The 26,236-nt window shown below is 64.3% G+C and carries 26 protein-coding genes; 13 read left to right on the top strand and 13 right to left on the bottom strand.

Annotated features, from left to right (window positions below; all coding sequences use genetic code 11):
- Window positions 1-72: 72 nt before the first annotated feature.
- From RQH62_RS03525 to RQH62_RS03515, 3 genes are all read right to left on the bottom strand, one after another.
- Window positions 73-762, bottom strand: coding sequence for a pentapeptide repeat-containing protein (locus RQH62_RS03525; RefSeq protein WP_311267332.1), 690 nt, complete (start codon window positions 760-762; stop codon window positions 73-75).
- Window positions 763-854: 92 nt separating this feature from the next.
- Window positions 855-1,562, bottom strand: coding sequence for a response regulator transcription factor CtrA (gene ctrA, locus RQH62_RS03520; protein WP_311267331.1), 708 nt, complete (start codon window positions 1,560-1,562; stop codon window positions 855-857).
- A 283-nt stretch (window positions 1,563-1,845) separates the two neighbouring features.
- Window positions 1,846-2,739 carry a LysR substrate-binding domain-containing protein gene (locus tag RQH62_RS03515; RefSeq protein WP_311267330.1) on the bottom strand — a complete coding sequence of 298 codons (894 nt, stop codon included), beginning with the start codon at window positions 2,737-2,739 and terminating at the stop codon, window positions 1,846-1,848.
- Between the two features lie 107 nt (window positions 2,740-2,846).
- Between RQH62_RS03515 and RQH62_RS03510 the strand changes: the two genes are divergently transcribed.
- Together RQH62_RS03510 and wrbA are read left to right on the top strand one after the other, a co-directional pair.
- Window positions 2,847-3,566 carry a pirin family protein gene (locus RQH62_RS03510; RefSeq protein WP_311267329.1) on the top strand — a complete coding sequence of 240 codons (720 nt, stop codon included), beginning with the start codon at window positions 2,847-2,849 and terminating at the stop codon, window positions 3,564-3,566.
- Window positions 3,567-3,735: 169 nt separating this feature from the next.
- Window positions 3,736-4,335 (top strand): NAD(P)H:quinone oxidoreductase, encoded by a 600-nt coding sequence (gene wrbA, locus RQH62_RS03505; RefSeq protein WP_311267328.1) that lies wholly within the window; start codon window positions 3,736-3,738, stop codon window positions 4,333-4,335.
- A 134-nt stretch (window positions 4,336-4,469) separates the two neighbouring features.
- On the opposite strand, the gene RQH62_RS03500 is transcribed toward wrbA, so the two are convergent.
- A complete protein-coding gene (locus tag RQH62_RS03500; protein WP_200928275.1) occupies window positions 4,470-4,676 on the bottom strand; it encodes a hypothetical protein in 207 nt (68 codons plus the stop codon).
- A gap of 128 nt (window positions 4,677-4,804) precedes the next feature.
- Between RQH62_RS03500 and RQH62_RS03495 the strand changes: the two genes are divergently transcribed.
- From RQH62_RS03495 to RQH62_RS03485, 3 genes are all read left to right on the top strand, one after another.
- The gene (locus RQH62_RS03495) at window positions 4,805-5,260 is read left to right on the top strand and encodes a carboxymuconolactone decarboxylase family protein (RefSeq protein WP_311267327.1); all 456 of its coding nucleotides are present in this window, start codon (window positions 4,805-4,807) and stop codon (window positions 5,258-5,260) included.
- Window positions 5,260-6,120 carry a sigma-70 family RNA polymerase sigma factor gene (locus RQH62_RS03490; protein WP_311267326.1) on the top strand — a complete coding sequence of 287 codons (861 nt, stop codon included), beginning with the start codon at window positions 5,260-5,262 and terminating at the stop codon, window positions 6,118-6,120. Before RQH62_RS03495 ends, RQH62_RS03490 begins: the two co-directional genes overlap by 1 nt.
- Before the next feature lie 84 nt (window positions 6,121-6,204).
- Window positions 6,205-6,681 (top strand): hypothetical protein, encoded by a 477-nt coding sequence (locus tag RQH62_RS03485; protein ID WP_311267325.1) that lies wholly within the window; start codon window positions 6,205-6,207, stop codon window positions 6,679-6,681.
- Here the strand turns inward: RQH62_RS03485 and RQH62_RS03480 are convergent.
- A complete protein-coding gene (locus tag RQH62_RS03480) occupies window positions 6,678-7,637 on the bottom strand; it encodes an acyltransferase family protein (RefSeq protein WP_311267324.1) in 960 nt (319 codons plus the stop codon). The two genes, RQH62_RS03485 and RQH62_RS03480, sit on opposite strands and share 4 nt — an antisense overlap.
- Window positions 7,638-7,711: 74 nt before the next feature.
- On the opposite strand from RQH62_RS03480, the gene RQH62_RS03475 reads away from it, so the two are divergent.
- Genes RQH62_RS03475 through RQH62_RS03460 form a run of 4 tightly spaced genes read left to right on the top strand, consistent with a single transcriptional unit; the run spans window position 7,712 to window position 11,648 of the window.
- Window positions 7,712-8,389 carry an RNA pseudouridine synthase gene (locus tag RQH62_RS03475; protein ID WP_311267323.1) on the top strand — a complete coding sequence of 226 codons (678 nt, stop codon included), beginning with the start codon at window positions 7,712-7,714 and terminating at the stop codon, window positions 8,387-8,389.
- Window positions 8,376-8,780 (top strand): alternative ribosome rescue aminoacyl-tRNA hydrolase ArfB, encoded by a 405-nt coding sequence (gene arfB, locus RQH62_RS03470; protein WP_311267322.1) that lies wholly within the window; start codon window positions 8,376-8,378, stop codon window positions 8,778-8,780. The genes RQH62_RS03475 and arfB overlap by 14 nt, the downstream gene beginning before the upstream one ends.
- 1 nt (window position 8,781) lies before the next feature.
- Window positions 8,782-10,509: a hypothetical protein gene (locus tag RQH62_RS03465; protein WP_311267321.1), complete on the top strand. Its 1,728-nt coding sequence runs from the start codon at window positions 8,782-8,784 to the stop codon at window positions 10,507-10,509.
- Window positions 10,509-11,648: a glycosyltransferase family 4 protein gene (locus tag RQH62_RS03460; RefSeq protein WP_311267320.1), complete on the top strand. Its 1,140-nt coding sequence runs from the start codon at window positions 10,509-10,511 to the stop codon at window positions 11,646-11,648. Before RQH62_RS03465 ends, RQH62_RS03460 begins: the two co-directional genes overlap by 1 nt.
- On the opposite strand, the gene RQH62_RS03455 is transcribed toward RQH62_RS03460, so the two are convergent.
- From RQH62_RS03455 to RQH62_RS03445, 3 genes are all read right to left on the bottom strand, one after another.
- Window positions 11,636-12,367 (bottom strand): class I SAM-dependent methyltransferase, encoded by a 732-nt coding sequence (locus tag RQH62_RS03455; protein WP_311267319.1) that lies wholly within the window; start codon window positions 12,365-12,367, stop codon window positions 11,636-11,638. The two genes, RQH62_RS03460 and RQH62_RS03455, sit on opposite strands and share 13 nt — an antisense overlap.
- Window positions 12,368-12,536: 169 nt before the next feature.
- The gene (locus RQH62_RS03450) at window positions 12,537-12,962 is read right to left on the bottom strand and encodes a GtrA family protein (protein ID WP_311267318.1); all 426 of its coding nucleotides are present in this window, start codon (window positions 12,960-12,962) and stop codon (window positions 12,537-12,539) included.
- A 3-nt stretch (window positions 12,963-12,965) separates the two neighbouring features.
- Window positions 12,966-14,228: a glycosyltransferase family 2 protein gene (locus RQH62_RS03445; RefSeq protein ID WP_311267521.1), complete on the bottom strand. Its 1,263-nt coding sequence runs from the start codon at window positions 14,226-14,228 to the stop codon at window positions 12,966-12,968.
- Window positions 14,229-14,331: 103 nt separating this feature from the next.
- On the opposite strand from RQH62_RS03445, the gene RQH62_RS03440 reads away from it, so the two are divergent.
- Together RQH62_RS03440 and RQH62_RS03435 are read left to right on the top strand one after the other, a co-directional pair.
- Window positions 14,332-14,814, top strand: a complete 483-nt coding sequence (locus tag RQH62_RS03440) for a GAF domain-containing protein (RefSeq protein WP_311267520.1) — start codon at window positions 14,332-14,334, stop codon at window positions 14,812-14,814.
- 176 nt (window positions 14,815-14,990) lie between these two features.
- Entirely contained in the window at window positions 14,991-16,118 is a 1,128-nt protein-coding gene (locus RQH62_RS03435; protein ID WP_311267317.1) for an RcnB family protein, read from the top strand.
- Window positions 16,119-16,172: 54 nt separating this feature from the next.
- Here the strand turns inward: RQH62_RS03435 and RQH62_RS03430 are convergent, their stop codons facing one another.
- From RQH62_RS03430 to RQH62_RS03420, 3 genes are all read right to left on the bottom strand, one after another.
- Window positions 16,173-18,704: an EAL domain-containing protein gene (locus RQH62_RS03430; RefSeq protein ID WP_311267316.1), complete on the bottom strand. Its 2,532-nt coding sequence runs from the start codon at window positions 18,702-18,704 to the stop codon at window positions 16,173-16,175.
- Window positions 18,705-18,843: 139 nt separating this feature from the next.
- Complete coding sequence (locus tag RQH62_RS03425; protein WP_311267315.1) at window positions 18,844-19,662, bottom strand: arginyltransferase; 819 nt, start codon at window positions 19,660-19,662, stop codon at window positions 18,844-18,846.
- A 117-nt stretch (window positions 19,663-19,779) separates the two neighbouring features.
- Window positions 19,780-21,027: a threonine ammonia-lyase gene (locus RQH62_RS03420; protein WP_311267314.1), complete on the bottom strand. Its 1,248-nt coding sequence runs from the start codon at window positions 21,025-21,027 to the stop codon at window positions 19,780-19,782.
- A gap of 96 nt (window positions 21,028-21,123) precedes the next feature.
- On the opposite strand from RQH62_RS03420, the gene RQH62_RS03415 reads away from it, so the two are divergent.
- The gene (locus RQH62_RS03415) at window positions 21,124-21,993 is read left to right on the top strand and encodes an NAD(P)-dependent oxidoreductase (RefSeq protein WP_311267313.1); all 870 of its coding nucleotides are present in this window, start codon (window positions 21,124-21,126) and stop codon (window positions 21,991-21,993) included.
- A complete protein-coding gene (locus RQH62_RS03410; protein ID WP_311267312.1) occupies window positions 21,990-23,696 on the top strand; it encodes an amidohydrolase in 1,707 nt (568 codons plus the stop codon). Before RQH62_RS03415 ends, RQH62_RS03410 begins: the two co-directional genes overlap by 4 nt.
- A 7-nt stretch (window positions 23,697-23,703) precedes the next feature.
- On the opposite strand, the gene RQH62_RS03405 is transcribed toward RQH62_RS03410, so the two are convergent.
- Together RQH62_RS03405 and RQH62_RS03400 are read right to left on the bottom strand one after the other, a co-directional pair.
- Window positions 23,704-24,834: a glycosyltransferase family 2 protein gene (locus RQH62_RS03405; RefSeq protein ID WP_311267311.1), complete on the bottom strand. Its 1,131-nt coding sequence runs from the start codon at window positions 24,832-24,834 to the stop codon at window positions 23,704-23,706.
- 3 nt (window positions 24,835-24,837) lie between these two features.
- The gene (locus RQH62_RS03400) at window positions 24,838-26,187 is read right to left on the bottom strand and encodes a sugar transferase (RefSeq protein WP_311267519.1); all 1,350 of its coding nucleotides are present in this window, start codon (window positions 26,185-26,187) and stop codon (window positions 24,838-24,840) included.
- Window positions 26,188-26,236: the final 49 nt, after the last annotated feature.

Genomic DNA, 26,236 nt, shown 5'->3' with positions numbered 1-26,236 from the left:
CAAAGCCCCTCCGCCTGATGAATGGGCCGGCAGCCTTTCAGGCCGCTGGCCCATTCCCCGTTTCAGCGCACATCAGCGCACATTCAGGCCCAGTTCGCCCAGCAATTGCCCGGCCTGCTCGCGCGATATCGTCGCGCCCCGGAACAGCCCGGCATTGACCAGCCGCAACCCGCTGATGTCGGCCCCGCGCAGATCCGCTCCGTCGAACCGGCATCCGTCCAGCGTAGCGTCGCGCAGGCTGCACCCGTCGAACAAAGTGCCGCGAAAATCGCATTTGGCCAGATCCGCCTGACTGAAATCCACCGCCGTCACCACCTGCTTGCGGAAGGAAAAGCCCGGCAGTCGTGCATTGACGAGCAGCGTCTCCTTGAACTCCATGTCCAGCGCGCTCGCATCGGTCAGGTCGGCGCCGGTCAGCTTGCACCGCTCGAATTTGGCGCCAAACAGCTTGGCGCGCCGAAACGCGCCATTGTTGAAGTCGCAGGCGGTCAATTCCGCCTCGCGCAGGTCCGCGCCGGCAAAGGTCGCAAAGCCACCCCGGCAGGACAACCAGCGCGATCCGTCCAGCTTGGCCCCGGTCAGGTCGGTGCGGCGCAACTGGCATCGCTCGAATGTCCAGCGTGACAGGTCCAGCCCCGACAGGTCAGCCTCCTCCAGGTCGCAATCAACCAGATGGTGGGGCAATCCCTTCGCCAGCGGCGCAATATCGCTGCGGCCCAGCGTCTGTTCGCTGATGGTGCGGTCGGCAAAAAGATCATCCATGCGCCTGCCTTAGCCGCAGCCGCGCCAACGGAAAAGGCCGGCGATCCTTTCGGACGCCGGCCTTTCCACCCCCCTGGGCAATGCGTATCGGATCAGGCGACCTTGGCCTGTTCCTCCAGGATTTCGTCCGGATCGCGCAGCACATAGCCGCGGCCCCAGACCGTCTCGATATAATTGTCGCCGCTGCACGCCAGCGCCAGCTTCTTGCGCAGCTTGCAGATGAACACGTCGATGATCTTGAGTTCCGGCTCGTCCATCCCGCCATACAGGTGGTTCAGGAACATTTCCTTGGTCAGCGTCGTGCCCTTGCGGAGCGAAAGCAGCTCCAGCATCGCATATTCCTTGCCGGTCAGATGGACGCGGTTGCCGTCCACTTCCACGGTCTTGGCGTCCAGATTGACCGACAGCTTGCCGGTGCGGATGACCGACTGGCTATGCCCCTTGGACCGGCGCACCACGGCGTGGATGCGGGCGATCAGCTCTTCGCGATGGAAGGGCTTGGTCACATAGTCGTCCGCGCCGAAGCCGAAGGAGCGGACCTTGCTGTCCATTTCCGAAACGCCCGACAGGATCAGCACCGGCGTCTGCACCTTGGCCGCGCGCAGCTTCTTGAGCACGTCATAGCCGTGCATGTCCGGCAGGTTCAGGTCCAGGCAGATGATATCATAATCATACAGCTTGCCCAGATCGAGGCCTTCCTCACCCAGGTCGGTCGTGTAGACATTAAACCCCTCGGTCGTGAGCATCAGCTCGATCGCCTTGGCAGTGGTAGGTTCGTCCTCGATCAGCAGCACGCGCATGTGAAGCCCCTTAGTCAGTCGCAGTCCCGTTCACCCCACCAGAACGGCTTCTGCTCCAATTCATTAACCAAAAAACTTCTGAAGGACAAAGGTTAATTTTTCGCTAACCGGCAGGAATCCACGAGTCGCACCAATTCGAATCTGTTTACAAAGGGTTGAGGCCGTAACGGCCCGCCCGGAGTCAAGCTGGATTCACCTGCGAAACGAGGTCTTTTGGCGCCGCACGCAACGGCGTCATGGCGCGATCATGCTGAAGGAAATGTTACTACGGGCCTGATCCAGGTTAACAGCCGTGATGCTTCGTCAGGAAGTCGAGCAGCGCATCGACACGCGCCGGACGCAGACGCGATGGCGGCGTCACCAGATGCAGGCCGAAGGGCGCGGGGCGCCAGTCGGTGAGGATTTCCTCCACCTCGCCCTTCGCCAGAGCGTCTCCGATGATGAAATCGGGCAGGCGGGCCACGCCCACGCCGATGCGCAGGGCGGGCAACATCGCCTCCCCGCTATTGACGGTGATGCGGCTGCGCACCTGAACAACCACATTCTGCTGCCCCGGCCCGGCAAAGCGCCACACGTCCGGCGCCGTCACGTTGGAATAGCAGAGACAGTCGTGACTCCCCAAATCCGAAGGGTGCTGCGGCCGTCCGCGCTCGTCCAGATAGGCGGGCGAGGCGATGACGTGCATCGTCACATCCGCCAGCCGCCGCGCGCGGAGCGAACTGTCTGGCATGTCCGCAATGCGTATGGTCGCATCCAGCCCCATTTCGACGATGTCGATCTTCGCATCGGACAGGTGCAGGTCGACATCGACCAGCGGATGTTCCTTGGTAAACTGCGCCACCAGCGGCGCGACGCGCAACAGGCCGAAGGTCATTGGCGCTCCTAGCCGCACCACGCCCGACAATTCCGCCGTCTCGTCTCTTGCGGCCTCTTCCGCCGCCTGCCCTTCGACCAATATCCGCTGGGCGTGATCGGCCAGCCGCTTGCCGCTTTCGGTCAGTGCCAGACGGCGACTGGTACGGTTGAACAGGCTGGTGTCCAGATGCTCCTCCAGTCGCGTCACCGCCTTGGACACGGTCGCCTTGGACACGCTGAGCGCCTTGGCCGCGTCGGTGAAACTGCGATGTTCCACCACGGCGGCGAACATCGCCCAGGCTTCAAAATCAGGTAGTCGCATTGGGAAACAATCCGTTTCAAAGCTGCCGGTTTAAGAAACGATCCTGATGGCTAGATTGGCGGAAAGCAAGCGGAAGCATCCGCCTCCGCACCGAAAGGCACTTTAGTATGACCACGACCACAGCGAGCCGCATCGAGCGCCGCCCCTTCGCGTCGCTTGGCCATGCCGATCATGGCTGGCTGAATGCGCGCCATCATTTTTCCTTCGCCGACTATCATGACGAAGACCGTGTCCACTGGGGCGCGATCCGGGTCTGGAATGACGATGAGATCGGCCCGCGTTCGGGCTTCCCGCCGCACCCCCATGCCGACATGGAAATCATCACCTATGTCCGCACCGGCGCGATCACGCATCAGGACAGCCTGGGCAACAAGGGCCGCACGCAAGCGGGTGACGTTCAGGTGATGTCGGCCGGCACCGGCATCCGCCACGCCGAATATAATCTGGAGGATGAAACCACCACCCTGTTCCAGATCTGGGTCATCCCCCGTGCGCGGGGCGGCCAGCCCAGTTGGGGCGCAAAGCCTTTTCCCAAGGGCGATCGCTCCGGCAAGCTACAGGTTCTGGCCAGCGGCTATGACGATGACAAGGAAGCGCTGCGCATCCGCGCCGACGCCCGCCTGCTGGGCGGGACGGTCAAGGCGGGTGAGAGCGTGACCTATGCCACGCCGGAAGGTCGTCACCTCTATCTGGTCGCGGCGACGGGACGGGTGGAAATTGACGGCCAGCCCTTCGAGGCCCGCGACGGCGCGGCGATCATCAGCGGCGCGCCGATCACCATCAAGGCTGTCGAGGACGCCGAAATCGTTCTGGTGGACAGCATCTGAGATCTTGTTGTCGCATCGCTCATTGCGCAAAACCGGTACCCACTTTTGCGCGCGATGCTTTAATTGGCCCGTCCATCCCCCTCCCCTCGGACGGGCCGGGCCGCTCACCATCCCCTCAACCCCGGTGAGCGGCCACCCCTTTTCCACCCTTTGAAACAGGAGACGCATCATGGCTAAGGTTCTGGTTCTCTATTATTCTTCCTACGGTCATATCGAAACCATGGCAAAGGCCGTGGCCGAAGGCGCTGCTTCCGCCGGCGCCACCGTCGACATCAAGCGCGTGCCCGAAACCGCACCGCTGGAAGTCGCGCAGAACGCGCATTTCAAGCTGGATCAGGACGCGCCTGTCGCGACCGTCGCGGAACTCGCCGACTATGACGCGATCGTCGTCGGCACCGGCACGCGCTTTGGCCGCATGTCGAGCCAGATGGCGGCTTTCCTCGACCAGGCCGGCGGCCTTTGGGCGCGCGGCGCGCTGAATGGCAAGGTCGGCGGCGCCTTCACCTCGACCGCGTCGCAGCATGGCGGTCAGGAAGTCACGCTCTTCTCGATCATCACCAACCTGCTGCATTTCGGCATGACCATCGTCGGCCTCGACTATGGCTTTGCCGGCCAGATGGGTGTGGACAAGGTACGCGGCGGATCGCCCTATGGCGCGACCACGCTGGCCGACAGCGACGGCAGCCGCCAGCCCAGCGAAGAGGAACTGGACGGCGCCCGCTATCAGGGCCGCCGCATCGCTGAAACCGCGATCAAGCTGCACGGTTGATCGCTGACCGCGCCGTCTAACCGGCGCGGCAGGAGAAGAGCCTTGGGTCGCATCAGGGCTTTGAAACAGTCGTAAGGGGCTGGCGCATCGGGACTATGCGCCAGCCCCTTTTCCTGTTGCGCCCGATGGCGCGCTTATCCCGGCGTCTTGGGCGTGACCCAGACTTCGACCGGCGTGATGAATTTGCCCGGCGCGGGCTTGCCGACGACGACGCGGTCGGCGGTGACCAGTTCGCCATTTTCAAGGTTCAGCGACACCCATGGCTTGGGCATACGCTCGAACTTCATTTTCTGGATGGGCTGGCCCGTGGCCGTGTTCATGATGGTGGCAATGACTGACATAGAGGGCGCCCGCTAGCGGTCGGCGATGCCCTCTGTCCAGAGGTTGGCGACGAAAAAATTCAGCCGCCATGTCACATCCGCCAAAGCCATCTCGTCATGTCAGCAGACCCAAGCGAAAGGACTGCATCATGACCGACAAGATCAACCCCTATGCCGCCGCGCCCCAACTGATGAAGAGCTGGACCGCCCTTTCCACCACGATCGGCGACAGTCTGGAATCCAGCCTGATCGAACTGGTGAAGCTGCGCGCGTCGCAGATCAACGGCTGCGCCAACTGCATCAACATGCACAGCTATGAAGCCCGTGCGAAGGGGGAGAGCGAACAGCGCCTCTATCTGCTCACCGCCTGGCGCGAAGCCCCCTGCTATACCGACCGCGAACGGGCCGCGCTGGCCTGGACCGAAGCGCTGACCACCCTGTCGCAGGGCCATACCCATGAAACCGCTAAGGAAGCGCTCAACTGGGAGTTTACCGAAGAAGAGCAGGTCAATCTGACCCTGATGATCAACATCATCAACGGCTGGAACCGGATCGCGATCGGCTTCAACCTCTGGTACGACATGCCGATGCAGGCAGCCGCCTGATGGAACAGGGGACGCAGATGGACGCAGCCGCCAGTTTCGACCCGCTGCGTCCCCGCCTGATCCGCGTGGCCTATCGCATGCTCGGCTCCGTCGCCGATGCGGAGGATGTGGTGCAGGATGCCTTCATCCGCTGGATGGGCACCGACCGCACCGACATTCGGGAGCCGGAGGCCTTTCTGCGCCGCACGGTGACGCGCCTCTGCCTCGACCAGTTGAAATCCGCGCGGGTGCGCCGCGAAACCTATGTCGGTCCCTGGCTGCCCGAACCGCTGTTCGAGGAGGCGGACGAGGAGGAAGACGTCACCCTGCCGCTGATGCTGGCGCTGGAACGGCTGTCTCCGCTGGAGCGCGCTGCTTTCCTGCTGCATGACGTCTTCGGCCTGGGGTTCGAGGAAGTCGCGGTCACGATCCAGCGCGATCCTGCCGCCTGTCGCCAACTGGCCGCGCGCGCCCGCACCCATGTCCGCGACGCCCGCCCGCGCTTTCAAGTGGAAAAGCAACGCGGCATGGACATTGCCACCGCCTTCTTCACCGCCTCGCGCAGCGGTGACATGACCGGCCTCGGCGCGTTGCTAGCCGCCGATGTCAGCCTGCACAGCGATGGCGGCGGCAAGCGCCCCGCGACCGTCCGCCCGGCGCTGGGCTTTGGTCAGGTCATGCAACTGCATCGGGCGCTGGCGGTCAATTTCCTGAAACATGGATCGACCCTGCTGCGCACCTGCCTGATCAACGGCCTGCCCGGATTTGTGACTCGGGAGGCGGATGGCGAGGTGCAGACCACAGCGCTGGATATCGAGGATGGCATGGTGCGCGCCATCTACATCATGCGCAACCCGGACAAGCTGCGACATGTGCATTGAGGCTTAACAGGCCGCCAACCCTTTCCATTGAGGCCATGGAAAGCCCTATGACGGATGAGAACGGCGGGGACGGGAGATATTTTAATGATCGGCGCGATCGGCAACGGCCTGGGCAATGCCTGGGGACAGATCAAGAAGGCGACGGAAACCACCGTCGAAGCCGTGGCGGCTGCCGCCGCGGCACAGAATAGCACGTCCACCCCTGCCCCGACGCCAACGACCGACGCGACGGAACCGACCGCCCCCACGACCAGCCCCGTGGTCATATCCGCTCCCGTCGCGAGCGAACCGCTGACCTATACGGCATCGACCGGCCCACGGCAGGTAACCGCCAGCACCGCTTCGGAAACACCCGTCCGCACGACGCTGGGCGAGCGTCTGGCGCAATCCAGCTATTATGCCTCGCCGGCAGCGTCCGCCGTCGCCGATCCGGTCGCATCGGCCCAGCGTGAGAAGGATGGCGCTGCGCTGACACAGGCGCAGGTCATCGCGCAGGCCGCCTACAGCATCGTCGCCCGCGCCGGGGTGGATGATCGCATGTCGCTGATCCGCGACAGCTAGAGCAGGATGCGGGTCGCGACGCGCGACCGGCGGATCAGGGCGTGGAGGCCGAAAGGCAGCGCCAGCGCCAGCATGAGCAGCCAGGGCTTGGCCAGATAGGGCGATCCATAATGGATCAACGCGACATGCAGGTACATGATGACCAGCGACGCCCGCCCCAGCGCCGCGACAGGCCCGGCAAAGGGCGCAATCCGGGCCGACAGGCGGAACAGCAACAGGCATGTCGCCACCGCCGACCCGATCGACACCAACGGCCAGCCATAGTCCGCGACCTTCATGTTCAGCGTCGGCGCGATCTCCGCCAGCCCGACCAAGGCCAGCAGGGCCAGCGGAAGGATCATCCTGTTGGACCAGCGCACCCGCGGCCAGACCGCCCCCGCCCACAGCAGGACGAACGCCATCGGGACGCTCAGCAAACCCAGCGGGGACGCCTCGGTCAAATATCCCATCCCATAGGCAAGGATGACGGTTGGCAGAAGGACGAAAGCCCAGCGCCGGTCCAGCACGTCGGGCCAGCACAGCAGCACGGCGTTGAACAACAGGCGCGCGATCAGAAGGCAGGGGACGAACCAGAAAATGGTATAAGGCCCCCGCAACCAGAAGCCGCCCAGCAGGATCGGCACCATATCCTCGGGCCATTGGTGGAATATGGGCCGTCCGCCCTTCAGCGGCTCGACAATCTGGTCGATCAGGATCAGCAGGGTCAGAAACGCCGCGTAGGGGCGCATCTGCCCGACTATCTGCCGCCGGGTAAAGGAAGCGATGGGATGGGGCCGGGACAACATGCCGGACAGCAGGAAGAAGAGCGGCATATGGAAACTATACATGGCGTCGCGCACGCCCCCGCGCGTCCATACATGGCCGATCACCACCGCAATGATGCCGATCCCGCGCGCCACATCGACCCAATCGAGCCGAAATTGCGCCTTGCCTGCATCATGCCCCCTGTTGTCCATCGTCCCCACCGCCTATAGGAAGCCGCGCGCGCGTCAATTGACCCACTCTTTTTTACTCCGATCGGATACCCCTCTTGTCCCTGTTTGACGACAAAGTCCTGTTCATTGATGGCGAGGCGCTGATCCTCGACAAGCCGGCCGGCCTGCCGGTCGATGCGCCGCGCGACGGATCGCTGGCGCTGGAAAATCACCTCGCTTCGCTGACCTTCGGCTTCCAGCGCTGGCCGCTGCCGGTCCACAGGCTGGACCGCGACACCAGCGGCTGCCTGCTGCTCGCCCGTAACCCCAAGGCGCACAAGCGCTTCGCCGCCGCGTTCGAGGCCGGCACGGTCGAAAAACGCTATGTCGCCGTGGTCGATGGCGTGCCGGCGGAAGACAGCGGCACGATCGAACTGGCGCTGAAGAAAATCAGCAGCGAAGCGCAGGGCTGGCGCATGATCCCGGCCAAGGCTGGCAAGAATGCCATTACTCACTGGCGCAAGATCGCGGAAAAGGATGGCCGCGCGCTGATCGCCTTCACGCCGCAGACCGGCCGCACCCATCAGATCCGCGTTCACACCCTGCATGGTCTGGGCTTCGGCATCGTTGGCGATCCGGTCTATGGCAATGGCGAGGGCAAGATGCTGCTGCACAGCCGGTTCCTGAGCATCGCGCGCGGGGACAAGCCGGCTGCGGCGGCGACGGCCCCCCTGCCCGACACTTTCGCGGCGGCCGGCTTCGGCCCGGACCTGCTGGACGATGCCGGGATTTGATATTCCCGATGAGGCGCTGGAGGAGCGCTTCATCACCGGCGGCGGTCCGGGCGGTCAGAATGTCAACAAGGTGGCAACGGCCGTCCAGTTGCGGGTCGACCTGTTCAGACTGGGCTTGCCACCTTATGCCTATCGCAAACTGAAGGAACTGGCCGGGTCGCGGCTGACGTCGGCGAACGAGATCGTCATTCAGGCGTCCCGCTTTCGCACGCAGGAAGCGAACCGAAAGGATGCGCGCGATCGACTGAGCGAGATGATCGCCAAGGCCCATGTCCGCGACGCCCGACGCATCGCGACCAAGCCGGGCAAGGCCGCCAAGGCGCGGCGCGTCGATGAAAAAAAGGCACGGAGTTCGGTGAAGCAGGGGCGCGGCAAGGTACGGATGGATTAGCATGACGCCGGGGGGCCAGAAGATCATGGGGGACGAAGGCGCCATCACGGCATGGCTGAAACGTGCCAGCGCGCGGTTGCCGTTGCTGATCGCCATCTTGCTGGCGATCGGGCTGATCGGCGTACTGATCGATCCGGTGCATGACAAAAGGCAGTTCAGCGCCTTCCTCTTCGTCCGGCAGGATCTGGCTGTCGCGATGCTGATCGCCTTGCTGCTGCGCTATGGCCTCAAACCCACTGGCAGCATCCATCCATCGCGATGGATGACTGCTGCTGCCCGCCACCCTTGGCTATTCGCACTCATTCTCGCCTTGGTCTGCTGGGCCGGACATCATTGGCTGTTGCAAGCCTATGACCTCACGCGCGACGAGCAGATGGCGAGCTTCGATGCGACGGTCTTCGCCCAAGGGCGGCTGTTCTGGCCGATCGCGCCCGACTGGCGGCCGATGGCCGATGCGCTCAACCAGTTTTTCATGCTGCCGATCGCCGACCGGCAGGCGTGGATATCCAGCTATCTGCCGATCAACGCGCTCGCGCGCGCAACCATGGCGATGATCGGTGACGCCGGACTGGCCAGCCCCGCCTTCACCGCCATCGGTGCGCTGGCGCTGTGGCGGATCACAGAGCGGATCTGGCCCGGTAACGCCGAAGCGCGAACGGTCGCGCTGCTGCTCTATGCAGGATCGTCGCAAGTCATCGTTCAGGGCATGACCGCCCATGCCATGGCCGGACATCTGGGGCTCAACCTCGTCTGGCTATGGCTCTTCCTGCGCGGCGGCTGGAGCCACGCCGGTGCGATCCTTGTCGGCTTTCTCGCCACCGGCCTGCACCAGCCGCTCTTCCATCCCCTGTTCGTCTTTCCGATCCTGACCGGCCTGCTGATCCAGCGGCGCTGGCCGCTGGCGATCCTCTACGCGACCGCTTATGCCGTCATCTGCCTGTTCTGGCTGACTTGGCCCAATATGATCGCGCAACTGGCCGGCGGACCGATGGCCGCCCTGTCCAGCACCGGTGATCGGCTGGACTATGCCGATCGCGTGGCGGATATGCTGCATGGCATCGGCCCGGTCAGCCTGTGGTTGATGGCGATGAACCTGTTGCGCTTCGTCGCCTGGCAACATCTGTTGCTGTTGCCGCTGGCCGCCGCTGGCATCACCCTCGCCTGGCGTGCGCCTCTGGTCCGGCCGCTTGCCATCGGCATCGCCCTGCATATCCTGCTGATCGGCGTTCTGCTCGCCTTTCAGGGGCATGGCTGGGGCTATCGCTATCTCCACGGCGTGATCGGCAGTTTCTGCCTGCTGGGCGCACAAGGGTGGATCGCGCTGCGCAGGCATTGGCCCGGCGCGCGGCTCTGGGCATGGAGCAACGCCGCCAGCTTCGGCCTGCTGCTGCCGCTGCATATGGTGATGGCCGCCTGGCTGACGCTGCCTTATGCGCAGGTATCGGCCCGGATCGACCGCCTGCCTGCGGACATTGCCGTCATCGACGAAGGCGCGGTCGCTTTCGGCAGTGACCTCGTCATCAACCGGCCGGACCTGTCCAATCGCCCCTTGCGATTGCTGGCCGGCAGTCTGACGACAGAGCGGGTGGCTACCCTGTGCCGGACGCGGCGCGCCGCCTTCGTCGATGCGCAGAGCCTGAGCGCGATCCGGCAACGGATCGATGCCAGACCGGGCGATGACAGCCATTTCCACCGCCTGAAGGTGATCTGCCCGGAGACGCGCCGCTAATGCATATCTGCATCGTCTATGACTGCCTTTTCCCCTGGACGATCGGCGGGGCTGAGCGCTGGTACCGCGCGCTGGCGGAGCGGCTGGCAGCGGACGGGCATCAGGTCACTTATCTCACCATGACGCAGTGGGACGCCGACGCGCCGCCAGCCCTGCCCGGCGTCACCATCATCCCGGTGTCGCCGCGCGCCGCCCTGTATCAGGATGGCAAGCGCCGAATCGCGCCGCCCCTGGGGTTCGGCTGGGGCGTGCTGACTCATCTGGCCCGCCACGGCCGGCGCTATGATGTGGTGCATCTCTGTTCCTTCCCCTATTTCGCGTTGCTCGCCGCCGGATTGCTGCGGCGCGTCTGCGGCTATCACATCGTCTGCGACTGGTTCGAGATATGGAGCCGCGACTATTGGCGCGATTATCTGGGCCGGCTGGGATGGATCGGCTGGACGGTGCAATCGCTGTGCGCACGGGTGCGGCAGCGCGCCCATGTCTTCAGCCGCCTGCATGAAGCGCGACTGCACGACTTACGCCTCAACGGATCAATCGATTATTTGCCTGGGCTGGCGCTCGCGCCAGCGACCGGCGATTCCTTGCCGGCACGCATCCCGCCCACGATCGTCTACGCCGGTCGCATGATCGTGGAAAAACGGGTGCCTTTGTTGGTGGAGGCGATCGCGATCGCGCGCCAGTCCGTGCCCGAACTGCGCGCGATCCTGTTCGGCAACGGACCGGATCGTCCCCGTGTTGAGGCCCGGATCACCGCGTTGGAACTGTCCGATTACATCACCCTGCCGGGCTTCGTAGAGGCCGAAATACTGGAGCAGGCGATGCGCGAAGCACTGTGCATCGTGCAGCCTTCGGAACGGGAAGGCTATGGGCTGGTCGTGGTGGAAGCCTCGGCCCGCCATGTGCCCGCAATCGTTGTTGCCGCGCCAGACAATGCCGCGGTCGAACTGATCGAACCGGGCCATAACGGCTTCATTGCCGATCCCCCGACCGCACAGGCGCTGGCGGATACACTGCTGATGGCCGTGGGACAGGGGGCAGAGTTACGTCAGGCAACGGCCGCCTGGTACGCCGCCAATGCCGACCGCCTGTCGATTGAAAGCTCGCTGCGCGCAGTTTCGGCCAGCTATGCCGGCTGAACCGCGATGATCCGCAAGGCACTGGGTCGCCCGGTGACTTTCTCCGCCAGCCACTGGATCGGCCGCAAGGCCACACCGACAAGGAAGAAAAACCCCGAATAGGGCCGACCGCAGCGATTGGCGATCGAATGCCCCATTGTGGCAGCGCAGACATTTTCCTCAGCCAATATTGCCAATCCCTGGGCTTCCATGAGTTCCCGCAGACTTTGGCGGGAGAAATGGACGCGATGAAAGGGCAGATACCAGTTTTCGCAATCGGCACCGAACCAGGGCGTCCAGACGCAATCGACATTGGGCACTTCCACCACCAGCCGCCCGCCCGGCGCCAGCAGGCCGGTCAGGCGCCCGATGAAGCGATGGGGATCGTCATCATGCTCCAACGCATGAAAGCACAGAACCAGGTCGGCCGTTCCAGCGAGGCCTGGCAGCGCAGCGAAGGAGCCATAGCGCGCCCGCTCCATCGGTTCAGGCGGATCGTCGAAAAAATCCAGGCCGACGACGTCGGCACCCGGCTCCAGCACATCGGCCATGCAGCGCGTGATGAGCCCATTACCGCAAGCGAAGTCCACCACCCGGTGCGGGCGCGGACCGATCCGGCGCAACAGGTGGCGAGCCAGCCGATCAAAGGCCGTGCGCTTGATCCAGCGTGCGAGGCGGGAATCGCCCCGCTGAAAATCCTGGCTCTCCCGGCCTTCATACAGGGGGGCGACATCATCCATGGCCGGACGGGTGACGCCATGGCCGCAAGTCTGACAACGGAATATCCCGATCGGTCCGCCTCCCCGCCCCGACACTTCCGTCCTGAGTAGAGGGTCAGGACCAAAGCGACAGCGCGCGGCCTGACCGGAGGGGCATTGAGGATAGGGCGCCAGGCCAAGTGCGCTCATGTCAGGATCTGGGCTGGGGAACAATGGCAGGATCCATGGCGAAGCTCCAGATACGATGCACCAGGAAATTGGTGGGCGCCATGACGGCAGCAACGATCAGATTGGACCAGTAATAGGGCAGGCCCAAACGCACCAGCATCCATGTCAGCAGTATCACCACGCCCAGATTAGCAAGAACACAGAGCATATAACGGATGAGTTCACTTCCAGCCATCGCCCCGGATTTGCGAAAAGTCCATTGTCGGTTGAGCAGAAAGGAAACCAGCGTCATGCCCAGAGTGCAAAGAACGATCGACAGCAAATAATAAAAATGCAGAATTTCGGTCAGCGTGACCACGATTAGGTTGTTGAGCAGAACCATCAGCCCGCCAACAAGGCAGAAGCGCAGGCCTTCGGCCGCCAGCCTGCGCCAGTCCCGACGCGCCATGGACTAAGCGCCGTGTTCGGCCGACAGCGCCAATCCGCAGCGCCGCGCATCACCCAGAAAGCGGGCGTCATGCCCGGCCAATATCGCCAGCAGGAAGCCGCCGAAAATCGTCTGTGCACCGGTCGCGCCGAGCACACCTGCCAGCACCAGCGGCAGCGGATTTGGCAGGGCAACAAAGCCATGATTCGACCAGTACCAACCGGTTGCGGCGAAGATCGCGGCCGCCGCCAGCATTTGCACGGCACCGGCCGCCAGCATCGTTTCCAGGCTGATCTTCCGACCCAGCCGCCCGACCACCGGTCGTAGCTTGCGATAGCCCATGGTCACGCCATGGAGATGGCCGGCAAAGGCCATCAGCAGCGCGAGATGGCCGGTCGTGAACAGGAAGCCGCTGGCAATCGCCCAGCTGATCCCGAACGGTGTTTCCCCTTGAAAGAGGCCGAGCCAGAAACCGATCGCAACCATCAGGATCAATGCCGACACGCCCATCGCCAGCACCGCCGGCACGCCGAACACCCATGTCGGGCTGAGCATCAGCAGATAGCGCAGGTGCCGCCAGCCATCGCGCCAGGGGCGCAGATGTGGCGCGCGGTCGCGCAGGTCCACCGACAGGGTGGCCGGCACTTCGGTCAGGCGGAACCGGCGCAGGCTGGCCTTGATCACCATTTCACTGGCAAATTCCATGCCGGTGCCCGACAGGCCGAGCGACACGAAGCAATCGCGCGTGATCGCGCGCAGTCCACAATGCGCGTCGCTGATGCCCGACCGGAAGAAGAGGTTGAGAATGCCGGTCAGCACCGGATTGCCGATATAGCGGTTCTTCCAGGGCATGGCGCCCGGCGCAATCCCGCCCTTGAACCGCGACCCCATGCACAGGTCCGCACCGGCCAGCAATTCGCCGATCATCGCCACGCCATTGGTAAAGTCGTAGCTGCCATCGGCGTCGCCCATCAGCAGATAGCGGCCATAGGCCCCCTCACACCCGCCGATCAGCGCCGCGCCATAGCCACGCCGTGCGACCGGCACGACACGCGCGCCCAGATCCGTCGCCAGTTGCTGGCTGCCGTCGGTCGATCCATTGTCGGCGATGACGATCTCGCCGAACAGGCCATGCTCCGCCTCGATCAGGTCCAGCGCACGGCGCGCATTGGCGATGCAATGCGGCAGGCTGATCGCCTCGTCCAGGCAGGGCATGATGATGGACACATCGACCGCGCGCGCATCCCCGCGCAGGTTGGTCAGGCTATGCGCCGCGTCTAAATACATCTTCACCCTCGAACAATCAGGCCGTTCGATGGCGATACCCAACTTTGGTTAATGGAGTCTTGTCGCACTGGCCGCGGCGCGAACGCGTGCCTATATGGGCACCATGTATGATTTCGCCGCCACTGCCGCCGACAAGCCCACCCTCTATGCCGACCTGCTTTCGGCCGCCGATGCGCTGACCGCGTCGGAGCCTGATCCGGTCGCCAACATGGCCAATATATCTGCCCTGCTCTGGCAGTTCCTACCCGACCTCAACTGGGCCGGCTTCTATCGCATGGTGAAGGATGAACTGGTGCTGGGGCCGTTCCAGGGCAAGCCCGCCTGCATTCGCATTCCGGTCGGGCGTGGCGTGTGCGGTACGGCCGCAGCGACCCGCGAAACTCAGTTGGTGGCGGATGTCCACGCCTTCCCCGGCCATATCGCCTGCGATGCGGCCAGTGCGTCGGAGATCGTCGTGCCGGTGCTGCACGAAGGCCGGCTGGTCGGCGTGATTGACCTCGACAGCCCCAGCCCCGCCCGGTTCGACTCGGAGGACGCGCGCGGACTGGAAGCGCTGGCCGCGCGCATTGCCGGGCGAATCGGCTAAGCCGTTAACCGTCTTTTCCGTCATCACGGCCACCCGCTTCCGCTTTCCGCCCCGTTTCGGGACAGGATTTCGGGGCAGGAATCATGGATAGCGGCGGATCAGCATGCTAAATGATGCGTTAGGATTTCGGCCTGCGCATCCGGTCCGCACGCCATGTACAACAGGGAGTGTTAACCATGCGAACGCCAACGCTTTTCCTTCTGGGGGCCAGCGCGGCGCTGGCCTGCGTTGCGGCACCGGCGATGGCCGCCAGCGGCGCAGGCGCTGCCCTGCCCGTGATGGGCAAGGGCTGGAGCGGTCCGCGTCCCGGTGGCGCCATGCCGCATCCCGGCCCGCGCCCCGGCACGCACATGCCCCGGCCGGGCGGCTGGAACGGCCAGTGGAATGGCGGGCATCGCTGGGGATCGCGCTATAATGGCCGCTGGTATGCCGGCTGGCGCGCACCGGGTGGCTGGAACGGCTATCAGCGCCCGGTCTATGGTTATGTCCTGCCCCGCTATTGGGTCAGCCCCAATTATTCCATCGCCAATTATGGCGCCTATGGACTGCCTGCGCCGGCCTATGGCTATGGCTGGTCGCGCTATTATGACGATGCGGTCATGACGGACCGTTACGGCCGGGTCTATGATTCGCGCAGCGATGTGGATTGGGGCCGCTATGAGGGCGGCTATGGCCCCGATGGCGATGACGGCTATTATGACGAACCGCGCCGCGACAATGGCGTGGGCGGTGCCGCGATCGGCGCAGTCATTGGCGGTGTCGCCGGCAATCGGATCGCCGGGCGCGGCAACCGTACCGCCGGTACGCTGATCGGCGCGGGTGTCGGCGCCGTCGCCGGCATGGCGATCGACAAGGCAGAGGATGGCCCGCGCCGCAATGCCCCGCCGCCGCCGCGCCGTCCGGGCGCCGGCTATGATTATGGCTATGGCGCCGCCGACGATGGCGTGACAACCTCGAACGAATATGAAGGCCGCTGGACCGGCACCTGGACGACGGACGACGGCCGGCAGGTGAGCGGCACCTATGATGGCCGCTTTGAGGGCGATGTGCGGGGTGCCGGCGTCGATTATGACGCGCCGCCCTATACCGGTGCACCGCACTGGTCGGCTGGCCCCGGCCCGGTGTCGGTCAGCCAGGGCGGCGGCTATATCGCCAACGGCTATTATTATCCGGCGCCGATCGTGACGACCGTGACCGTGCAGCCTGCCGTCACGACCACGACGACCACCACTTATGTCACGGAAACGGTGCCCTATCGCAAGGCGGCGCCGCGCCGCACGGTGCGGAGTTGCCGCTGCAAGTAAGAATAAGGCCCGGCGAGTCACGACGCCGGGTCGGGCCGGACCTTCGGGTCCGGCCTATCGCTGCGAACCGGCTTTCGGAGGCGAAAAAGCGGTAACGGGCTGCGGCCGGCCGAGATGAAAGCCCTGCCCGACGATACAGCCCTGACGCAGCAGGAAATCGGCCTGCGCGGCGGTTTCCACACCCTCGGCCACCACTTCCATGCCGAAGCTGCCGCCCAGCTTCACGATCGCATCGACGATGGCGGCGTCCCCTGCATCCTGCTCGATATGGCTGACGAAGCTACGATCGATCTTCAGCACATCCACCGGATATTGCTTGAGATGGGTGAGGGATGCGAAGCCCGTGCCGAAATCGTCCAGCGCCACCCGCACGCCGGCATCCGAAAAATGCTGGAGCGTATGGCCCACCTGATCGGCGCCACGGCCCAGAAACACGCTTTCCGTCACCTCGATCTCGAAATGGGCCGTTGGGACATTGGCGCGATCCAGCAGGCTGAGCACCCGATCAGCAAAATCGCCACTGGCAAAATCGGCCGCCGCCGCATTGATCGCGACCCGCCCCGGATCGAGGCCCGACCGCAGCCAGCATTGCAGATCGACCAGCACCGCATCCAGCATCTGCCCGGTCAACGCCACCGATATTTCCGCATGGTCGAAGGCAGCGGCGATCGTACCGGGCAGTTGCACGCCCATGCGCGGATGATGCCAGCGGAGCAGCGCTTCATAGCCCAGCACATGGCCGCTGCGCATGTCGATCCGCGGCTGGTAGAAGGGCGTGGCCAGCCGTTCGGCCACCACCTGCCGCGCCATGCGGATCATCGAACTGCGCTGCTGCGCCTGCGCGCGCAGGGTGGACTGGAACAGGGTCAGTCGCCCGCGCCCCGCCCCTTTCGAGGCATAGAGCGCCAGATCGGCGGCCTTGAGCAGATCTTCCGCCCGGTCGGCATGCACGCCGAATACGGCGCCGCCGATGCTGACACCACATTCCAACGAGCGCCCCTGATGGACATGGGGCGTGCGAACATTGTCGATCAGCGTCGCGCTCAACCGCTCCAGCGCCGCGCTATTGGTCAGCGAGGGCGCCGCCAGTCCGAACTCGTCGCCGCCCAGCCGCCCGAGCACGGCATCGGCCGGCGCCACTGATGCCAAGCGCTGGGCAAAAGCGCAGAGCAGCGCATCGCCGGCATCATGACCCATGGAATCATTGGTGCGCTTGAGGTCATCTATGTCCAGCAGGAGCAGGCCGAAGGTGCGTTCCTCCGCCTGCGCCCGCGCTGCCATTTCCTCCAGTGAAGCCTGCCATAACGTCCGATTGGGCAGGCGCGTCATCGGATCATGGGTTGCGGCCCAGCGAATACGCTCGTCCGCATCATGTTCTTCAGTGATGTCACGGAAGGTGACGATGATGCGCAAGGGACGGCCGGCGTCCGTTCGCGTCATCCACCCGGTGCTGCGAATCCACCGCAGCGCGCCGGTGTCAGCGCGATGCACCCGCAGCGTCGCTTCGAAATGCGGCGGCAGCGTGCCGGCCGCGACCGCCTCAAGCATATATTTCAGCCGGTCGCGATCGCCGGGATGCACCAGCGACAATGCCAGTTCGGTGGTCGCAGGCTGATGCTCGTCCAGCCCCAGCATCCGGCGAAACTCGTCCGACCAGGTACGTGAACCGGTGATGCAGTCGAAATCCCATATGCCGAGCCGTGCTGACTGCACTGCCAGACGGAAGCGCTCCTCGCTGTCCGTGAGGGCCGTCTGCGCCAGTCGCTCGGCATGGACATCCTCCAGCGTTCCGTACCAACGCAGGATCGCGCCGGAGGGATCACGGCGCGCCGATGCCCGCGCCCGCATCCAGCGATAGCCACCGTCGCGCAGGCGAATGCGGTAGTCGATGTCGACCGGCGCGCCGCTGGCCAGATGGCCGCTCCATATGGCAACGGTGCGCTGCATGTCATCGGGATGCAGCGCTCCCAGCCAGCCGGTACCCAGCGCCTTTTCCGGCGCCATGCCGGTCAGGTCGAACCAGCGCGGCCCCACTTCCTCGATGCTGCCCCTGGGACTGGCGGTCCAGGGCACTTGTGGGCTGAGGTCCACCGACGAACGATAATGTTCGCGGCTTTCGGCCAACGCCGCCGCCAACGCGCGCGAATCGCGATCATGCCGTTCATGGACATCCTCGACCGTGCCGTACCAGCGCGGCTGCCCTGCTCCCTCCACGCAGGCCATGCGGATCATGCACCAGCGTGCATGGCCATCGGCGCAGCGCAGCGACAGCGTCAGTGCCTGCGGCCGATCGCTCGAACGGGCCGTTGCCAGCAAGGTGCGCCTGTCCGCATCCGACAACAGGCTGCGCCAACCGAAGCCGATTGGATCGGCCGCGAATCGGGGACGGAAACGGCTGCTTTCCCGCTCGATCGCGATCAGCCGACCCCGATGATCCGCGACCCAACGCAGCAACGGCGGCGACACCCGGTCGAAAACCGGCGAAAATAGAAGGTCGTTGCGGTACAGAAACAGTTGTTGCGCGACGACATCGTCGCCCGGCGTCAACCGAGCGTCGTGAAACCGCCGATCAGCAAAGCGGTCCATGAGCCGCTCCTGATCCGATGCCTTTCTCTCCGCGCATGAAGAGGGACTAGCAAAGAAAGTTAAACAAATTGACCAAGTCCAATGAAGAGCATGGCCAATATTATTCAATGACTTAGACTAAAGTCGAACCGATCCACCGTTATTTGCGGAACATGCTGACCAGTTCGACCGGCAGCGGCGGCTCATCACGCTGCTGGACGCCGCGAATGGCCTGCGCCTGCTCGTGCGGATCGAAGCGCACCCAACCAGCCCGACTGAGCTTTTCCAGCGGGCGATAGCGGACCTTATATTGCATCCGCTGCGACCCTTCGACCCAATAGCCCAGATAGACATAGGGCAGCCCGGCCCCAGCCGCGCGGGTGATATGGTCCAGGATGATATAGTTGCCCAGCCCTGGCCGATGCTCCAGCGTCGTGTCGAAGAAGCTGTAGATCATTGACAGGCCATCGCCCTGCCGGTCGGTCAGGCAGGCGCCGATCAGCTTGCCGGGGCGGCCATCGACGCCGGGTTCGCGATATTCGATGATATAGCTGTCAACCGGCGTCTGCTCGACCATGTCGGCGAAGTCCATCTCATCCATCTCGGTCATGCCACCGCCGGGATGGCGGGCAACCAGATAGCGCTGGAGCAGCGCGAACTGCTCCTCGGTGGACCATGGCTTGCAAGCGGTCGCAATGAGATCGCTGTTACGCCGAATCAGCTTGCGCTGCGTCGCATTGGGCTGGAATTCGCTAGCGACGACACGCACCGATACGCAGGCGGAACAGTCCGCGCAACTGGGGCGATAGGCGACATTCTGGCTGCGGCGAAAACCAATGCGGCCCAACGCATCGTTGAGTTCTGCGGCATTCTCGCCATTCAGTTCGGTGAACACCTTCCGCTCGCTCTTGCCCGGCAGATAAGGGCATGGGCTGGGATTGGTCACGAAGAAGCGGGGAAAACGAAAAGCGGCAGTCACGCTCCAGGCTCCCATTCATGGTGACGGCGGGGTTCGATCATGTTTCAGATATATGCCGTCCCGCCGCCCCTCTGAAAAGAGCGTTTACCACGAAAAAACGGTGACGATCGCCCGCTCCTAGGCAACCTCGATCGGCGCGACCTCATAGCCTGCGTCGCCCAATGCTGCGATCAGGCGCTGGAGGTGGGCCCGATCCCGCGTCTCGCATTCGACGTCGAGGCTGAGCCCCTTGGCCGGCAGGTTGGTGAAGATGCGCTGATGCGCCAGTTCCAGGATGTTGACCGCTTCCTGATCGAAGATGCGGGCGACATGGAACAGCGCGCCGGGGCGATCCTGAAGGATGATGCGCAGACGCGCCAGACGGCCCGAACGCGCCAGATCGCGCAGCAGGACATTGGCCAGCAGGCGCGTGTCGATATTGCCGCCGGTCAGCACCAGCCCGACATTGCGCCCGACAAATTGCTCGCGATAGGTCAGGAGCGCGGCGAGCCCCGCAGCACCGGCGCCTTCCACCACCGTCTTTTCTATCTGAAGCAGCAGGCTGACCGCTTCCTCCAGCCGCCGTTCGGTGACCAGCAGGATATCGTCCGCCAGCCGCTCGACCACGCGGCGGGTGATATCGCCGGGCTGCTTGACCGCGATGCCTTCCGCCAGCGTGTCGCCATCGCAGGCGAGGTCCGCGCCCTTGATGAAATCATACATGGACGGATAAAGTTCGGCCTGCACGCCGACCAAGCGGATATCCGGCTTCATCGCGCGCGCCGCCGTTGCCATGCCGGAAAACAGGCCGCCGCCACCGATCGGGATGACCAAAGTGTCGATTTCCGGAGCATCCTCCAGCATTTCCAGCGCGACCGTGCCCTGCCCGGCCATGATGTCCGGCTCATCGAACGGATGCACGAAGGTCAGGCCCTGCTCGACTTCCAGCAGGCGGGCATGGGCGTAGGCGTCGTCGAACTTCTCGCCATATTGCACCACGGTCGCGCCATGACCCTGCGTCTGCGTCACCTTCACCGTTGGAGTCGTGGTGGGCATGACGATGGTCACGGGCACGCCCAGCCGCTTGCCATGATAGGCCAACCCCTGCGCATGGTTGCCGGCCGAAGCGCCGATCACGCCCTTGGTCTTTGCCGCATCATCCAGTTGCAGCAGACGATTGAGTGCGCCGCGCTCCTTGTAGGCGGCGGTGAACTGGAGATTTTCAAACTTCAGATAAACGTTGCAGCCCAGCATGTTGGAGAGCGTCTGGCTAATCAGCGTCGGCGTCTTGACGATCGAACCCGAAATACGGGTCCGGGCGGCCAGGATGTCATCGACGGTGATGGGCAGCGGCAGAGCGCTTTCGATCTTTGCGAGCGTAGTCATGACCGCGCCCCTAAACGAAAATTGCGGGCGAAGAAACTGGCACTGACGGAAAACTGGCCCTATGGCAGGGACGCACGCACTAAATGTACGAGGCTTATGGCTAATATCGCTTTTATCGGGCTGGGCGTCATGGGCGGCCCCATGGCAGGACATCTGGCCAAGGCGGGACATAGCCTGACCGTCTATAATCGCTCCATCGGCAAGGCGAAACTGTGGGCGGAGGCCTATGGCGGCGCGGTGGCGATCACGCCGGCCAAGGCCGCAGAAGAGGCCGATATCGTCATCAGTTGCGTCGGCAATGACGACGACCTGTCGCAAATCACGCTGGGTTCCGAAGGCGCGTTCCGGACGATGAAGGAAGGCAGTCTGTTCATCGACCATACCACCGTGTCGGCCCGGATCGCGCGGCAATTGTTCGTCGAAGGCGAAAGCCGTGGCATCCATAGCGTCGACGCACCCGTATCGGGCGGACAGGCCGGCGCCGAAAATGGCAAGCTGTCGATCATGTGCGGCGGCAGCGAACCGGCGGTCGCGGCCGCGAAGCTGGTGATGCAGGCCTATGCCGCGCGGATCGTGCATGTCGGCACTGCGGGCGCGGGTCAGACCACCAAGATGGTGAACCAGATTTGCATCGGCGGCGTCTTGCAGGGACTGTCGGAAGCGCTGCGTTTTGCGCAAGCCGCCGAACTGGATCTGGACAAGGTGTTCGAGGCGATTTCCGGCGGCGCGGCGCAAAGCTGGCAGATGGAAAATCGCTGGAAGACGATGGCAGAGGACAGTTTCGACTTCGGTTTCGCGGTCGATTGGATGCGCAAGGATCTGGGGCTGGCGCTGGAAGAGGCGCGCGCCAATGGTGCGACCCTGCCGGTGACGGCGATGGTGGACCAATTCTATGCGGATGTGCAGGCGCTGGGCGGCAGCCGGCAGGATACCAGCGCGCTCGTGCGGCGGATCACCCGCGCATGAAGGCGACATGGCTGACGGCCATCGCCGCGATCACTCTGCCCCTTTCCATGCCCGCGATTGCATCCGGCGTGATCGACAATGTGAACGGCATCGCGGTCGACGCCAATGGCAAGGTCGTGCGCTTCGTCGCCTTGCAGATCGACGATGATGGCAAGGTCGAAAAGCTGCTGACCGAGCGGTACAAAGAGCCGGAATATAAGCCCAAGAAGCCGAAGAAGGGCCAGCCATGGCCCGAACGGCCCAAGGCGCTGTCGTTCAAGATGGATGCCGGTGGCAAGACGCTGATCCCCGGCCTGATCGACGCCCATGGCCATGTCATGGGCTATGGCCTGTCGCTCATCACGCTCGACCTGTCGGACACACGATCGCTGGCGGAAGCGCAGACCAAGATCCGCGCCTATGCCCAGGCCAATGACAGCCGCAAATGGATCATCGGCACCGGCTGGAATCAGGAACAATGGGGCCTCGGCCGGTTCCCCACCGCCGCCGAGCTGGATGCCGCCGTCGGTGACATGCCGGTGTGGCTGGAGCGGGTGGACGGCCATGCCGGCTGGGCCAACAGCGCTGCCATCCGCGCAGCCGGCATCACGGCAGCGACCAAGGCGCCCATGGGCGGCCGGATCGAAATGGCGGGCGGCAAGCCGGCCGGCGTGTTCGTGGACAAGGCAATGGACCTGATCCAGCGGGTTGTGCCGCCGCCAGCTCCCAGGGATCGCGACACGGCGCTGGAAAAGGCGCAGCGCGCGCTTCTGGCCGTGGGTATCACCGGCATTGCCGACATGGGGACCAGCATCGAGGATTGGCAGGCCTTCCGCCGGTCGGCCGATCGCGGCGCGTTGCGCGTGCGGATCATGTCCTATGCCTATGGCATCGACAATATGATCCTCATTGCCGGGCCGGAGCCCACGCCCTGGCTCTATGACGATCATCTGCGGATGGGCGGCGTGAAGCTGTTGCTCGACGGCGCACTGGGATCGCGCGGGGCATGGCTGCGTGCCGACTATGCCGATGCGCCCGGCCAGCGCGGTCTGCCGATGATCCCCGACACCCAACTGCGCAACTATATGAGCCGCGCCGCGATGGATCATTTCCAGGTCGCGGTCCACGCGATCGGCGACGCCGCCAATCATGAATTGCTGAACGCGATCGAGGAACTGAACGACACCTATAAGGGCGACCGGCGCTGGCGTGTCGAACATGCGCAGATCATCAGCCCGACCGACCTGCCGCGCTTTGGCCCGCTGGGCGCGATCGCATCGATGCAGCCTGTCCATGAAGCGTCCGACTGGCGCATGGCGACTGCGCGTCTTGGCGAAGCACGGCTCGACGGCGCCTATGCGTGGAAGACGATGCTGGACAATCGCGTTCCCCTTGCCTTGGGCTCCGACGTGCCGGTGGAAAGCCCCAATCCCTTCGCCGGCATTGCCGTGGCGATGAGCCGTGAAGATGCCAAGGGCGAACCGGCCGGCGGCTGGAAGCCGGAACAGCGGATCGGGTTCGAATCCGCGCTGGACGGCTTCACGCGTCAGGCGGCCTATGCCGGTTTTGCGGAGAAGAAGTTCGGCAGTCTGGTCCCCGGCCAGCGCGCCGACTTCCTGCTGATCGACCGGGACATTTCCGCCTCCCGCCCCGCCGACATCCGTCAGACGCAGGTGCTGGAAACCTGGATCGGCGGCAAGCGGGTCTATGTAAAGGGGCAATAGGCCCGGCTTAGCGTGACTGGGCGGGGTTCCACACAGTGACGGTCCGCCCCGTCATCGCCTTGGCCACGCCCTGCAAGGTGGCGACATAGGCGATCAATATGTCGACCAGCGCGGCGAAGGGACCGCTCTTCGCCCGCACGCCGATCCAGATGATCAGCGCCACGCCCAAAGCGCCCGCCAGATAGAGCGCCGGCGACAAGCGCATCGCCAATGCGCCAGCCGCGATCGCGCCCGTCAGGATGAACAGCCCGCCGAACCACCGAACGATCTTGCGCGAGGCATATTTGAACCGGTCGAGCACGCCCATGCGCCGCAATTGCGGGCGCAGATGGGCATGAGTGTGCCATGCGCGCGCGGCGATCCGCACCTTGCGCCGATATTCGTCCTTACGGGCGGTCACCAGCCGTTCGCGCGCGATCACATCCTTCGCCTTGACGAGCCGCTGGCCGGCAAAGACCACGGCCATGGACACGGTCAGATCGTCCAGCACGCTGTCTGGGAAATCGGGATAAAGGCTGCGCCGGATCGAGAAGATGGAGCCATCCGCGCCCAGCACATTGCCGGTGCGCGATTCCTCGTCCTTCAACTTCTCCTCGATCCGCCAGTAAAGTGAGCCGACCGAAGCGGTCGCGCTGTCTTCCGCACCGATATAGTGGAGCGAACCCAGCACGCCGCCCACCTGCGGGTCGGCATAGCGCACCAACAGATTGTCGATCGCGTCCGCGTCCAGCAACACATTGGCATCGGTGAAGATTAGTACGTCGCCGGTCGCCCGCGCCGCCAGTTGCTTCATGCCATGCGCCTTGCCGCTGCGGCCGGGGCCACAGATCAGCGTCACGAGGCTGCCCTGCGCCGCGATCAGGTCGCCCGTGCCATCCGACGATCCATCATCGAAAGCGAGAATTTCGAGAGTCGGATGCCGCGCCTTCAGCATCGCCAGATTGGCCAGCTTCTCCGGCATCGCCGCCGCCTCATTATAGGCGCAGAAGAGCAAAGAGGCGCTTGGCGTCGATCCTTCGACGGGCGCTTCGGGCCGTGTCGATAGCAGACGCAGGATCAACGGATAAAAGAGGAACGGCCATGCCACCACGGTCAGGCAAAGCAGCAAAATCGCGGCAAGGATCAGGTTGATCGCCATCGCTCAATAGGCCTTGTGATGGACCAGCACGCCCAGCGTGGCGACGATGATCCGCAGATCGCGCCAGATCGACCAGTCGCTGACATATTCCAGGTCGGACTGAAGCCGGTCGATCAGATCCTGATGATGGTCGGTGGAGCCGCGATGGCCGCGCACCTGCGCCAGTCCGGTCATGCCCGGCTTGATGCAATGCCGCTCCCAATAGCGCGCATCGACCTCCCAATAAAGGCTGTCGCCCGCCTTGGCGGCGGCGGCATGGGGGCGCGGTCCGACGATACTCATGTCGCCCTTCAGCACGTTGAACAGTTGCGGCAGTTCATCGATGCTGGTCTTCCGCAGGAAGGCACCGACGCGGGTGACGCGATCATCGTCTCGCTTCGTCAGCGTCGCGGCCTTATGATCGCTCGCCTCGCTGCGCATCGACCGGAATTTGTATATGGCGAAGGGGCGCGCATCCTTGCCGATGCGCGGCTGACGGAACAGCGCTGGGCCGGGGCTGGTCAGTCGCACGGCCAGCGCTGCGGCAATCAATATGGGCGACAACAGGATCGTGGCGACCGTGGCGACGAGCAGGTCGAACAATCGCTTGATCAGGCGATCGCGGAAATGCAGCGGACCGCCCGCGACGATGATCGTCGGCTGGCCGTCAAATTCGTCGATCCGCGCGGGCGCAAAGCGCAGCAGTTCCGGCACGACAATCTCAACCCGCGCCGACAGCGACTTGAGCGCTGCCGACCAGTCGGTCATCCGGTCCAGCGGACAGGCGACGATCACCCGCTCCGCCATGCCGACCGCCGCCGCCAAACGCGCCGCCATGTCCGCGTCATGCCGTTCGGGATGAAGATTGGCGGCATCGGCGTCGATCACGTCCATGTGCGGCCCCGTTTCGATCGCCACGCCATCCAGGATCACGGCGGTCAGATGCGGCACGTCTCCCAGCACTCGCACCGCCAGCCGTGCGACAGCCAGCCGCACTAGCGACACCGCGACTGCGCTCAGGCCCAGCCCGGTGATGAAGGTCAGACGCGACAGCTGCTCGGCGATCTTGCCCAGATAGACGATCAGCAGCATCAGCAAGGCGGCCTGCGCCAGCGCCCAGAGCGCCCGCACGATGCCACGCCGAACCCGGTCGAGCGTATTGATGCCATAGGCGCCGCCCTGCACCGCCAGCAGCGCATAAAGCGGCGCGATCATGGCGAACATCACCAGGCCATGGGGCTTGCCCGGTTCCCCCCAGAGCGCCCCCAGCACGAACCAGTTGGCGGCCAGAAAGGCGCAGAACAGGCCCGCCATGTCCCCAGCCAGACACAGCGCATAAAGCCGTAGCCGCACGATTTCCTTGGAGACTGTCACCGTTGCGCCCTGTTCATCGTCATGCGCCCCGTTGGCACTGCGGACGATG

This window comes from Sphingobium sp. WCS2017Hpa-17 (genome assembly GCF_031843765.1).
Taxonomy (GTDB): Bacteria; Pseudomonadota; Alphaproteobacteria; order Sphingomonadales; family Sphingomonadaceae; genus Sphingobium.
The sequence above is the reverse complement of the archived record's forward strand: the minus strand, read 5'-3'. Positions and strand labels throughout refer to the sequence as shown.

What these genes read in the sequence shown, in the direction of transcription:
- RQH62_RS03525 (WP_311267332.1), bottom strand. Translation starts at nt 762, where the DNA reads ATGGATGATCTTTTTGCCGACCGCACCATCAGCGAACAGACGCTGGGC.
- ctrA (WP_311267331.1), bottom strand. Translation starts at nt 1,562, where the DNA reads ATGCGCGTGCTGCTGATCGAGGACGAACCTACCACTGCCAAGGCGATC.
- RQH62_RS03515 (WP_311267330.1), bottom strand. Translation starts at nt 2,739, where the DNA reads ATGCGACTACCTGATTTTGAAGCCTGGGCGATGTTCGCCGCCGTGGTG.
- RQH62_RS03510 (WP_311267329.1), top strand. Translation starts at nt 2,847, where the DNA reads ATGACCACGACCACAGCGAGCCGCATCGAGCGCCGCCCCTTCGCGTCG.
- wrbA (WP_311267328.1), top strand. Translation starts at nt 3,736, where the DNA reads ATGGCTAAGGTTCTGGTTCTCTATTATTCTTCCTACGGTCATATCGAA.
- RQH62_RS03500 (WP_200928275.1), bottom strand. Translation starts at nt 4,676, where the DNA reads ATGTCAGTCATTGCCACCATCATGAACACGGCCACGGGCCAGCCCATC.
- RQH62_RS03495 (WP_311267327.1), top strand. Translation starts at nt 4,805, where the DNA reads ATGACCGACAAGATCAACCCCTATGCCGCCGCGCCCCAACTGATGAAG.
- RQH62_RS03490 (WP_311267326.1), top strand. Translation starts at nt 5,260, where the DNA reads ATGGAACAGGGGACGCAGATGGACGCAGCCGCCAGTTTCGACCCGCTG.
- RQH62_RS03485 (WP_311267325.1), top strand. Translation starts at nt 6,205, where the DNA reads ATGATCGGCGCGATCGGCAACGGCCTGGGCAATGCCTGGGGACAGATC.
- RQH62_RS03480 (WP_311267324.1), bottom strand. Translation starts at nt 7,637, where the DNA reads ATGGACAACAGGGGGCATGATGCAGGCAAGGCGCAATTTCGGCTCGAT.
- arfB (WP_311267322.1), top strand. Translation starts at nt 8,376, where the DNA reads ATGCCGGGATTTGATATTCCCGATGAGGCGCTGGAGGAGCGCTTCATC.
- RQH62_RS03465 (WP_311267321.1), top strand. Translation starts at nt 8,782, where the DNA reads ATGACGCCGGGGGGCCAGAAGATCATGGGGGACGAAGGCGCCATCACG.
- RQH62_RS03460 (WP_311267320.1), top strand. Translation starts at nt 10,509, where the DNA reads ATGCATATCTGCATCGTCTATGACTGCCTTTTCCCCTGGACGATCGGC.
- RQH62_RS03455 (WP_311267319.1), bottom strand. Translation starts at nt 12,367, where the DNA reads ATGGATGATGTCGCCCCCCTGTATGAAGGCCGGGAGAGCCAGGATTTT.
- RQH62_RS03450 (WP_311267318.1), bottom strand. Translation starts at nt 12,962, where the DNA reads ATGGCGCGTCGGGACTGGCGCAGGCTGGCGGCCGAAGGCCTGCGCTTC.
- RQH62_RS03445 (WP_311267521.1), bottom strand. Translation starts at nt 14,228, where the DNA reads ATGTATTTAGACGCGGCGCATAGCCTGACCAACCTGCGCGGGGATGCG.
- RQH62_RS03440 (WP_311267520.1), top strand. Translation starts at nt 14,332, where the DNA reads ATGTATGATTTCGCCGCCACTGCCGCCGACAAGCCCACCCTCTATGCC.
- RQH62_RS03435 (WP_311267317.1), top strand. Translation starts at nt 14,991, where the DNA reads ATGCGAACGCCAACGCTTTTCCTTCTGGGGGCCAGCGCGGCGCTGGCC.
- RQH62_RS03430 (WP_311267316.1), bottom strand. Translation starts at nt 18,704, where the DNA reads ATGGACCGCTTTGCTGATCGGCGGTTTCACGACGCTCGGTTGACGCCG.
- RQH62_RS03420 (WP_311267314.1), bottom strand. Translation starts at nt 21,027, where the DNA reads ATGACTACGCTCGCAAAGATCGAAAGCGCTCTGCCGCTGCCCATCACC.
- RQH62_RS03415 (WP_311267313.1), top strand. Translation starts at nt 21,124, where the DNA reads ATGGCTAATATCGCTTTTATCGGGCTGGGCGTCATGGGCGGCCCCATG.
- RQH62_RS03410 (WP_311267312.1), top strand. Translation starts at nt 21,990, where the DNA reads ATGAAGGCGACATGGCTGACGGCCATCGCCGCGATCACTCTGCCCCTT.
- RQH62_RS03405 (WP_311267311.1), bottom strand. Translation starts at nt 24,834, where the DNA reads ATGGCGATCAACCTGATCCTTGCCGCGATTTTGCTGCTTTGCCTGACC.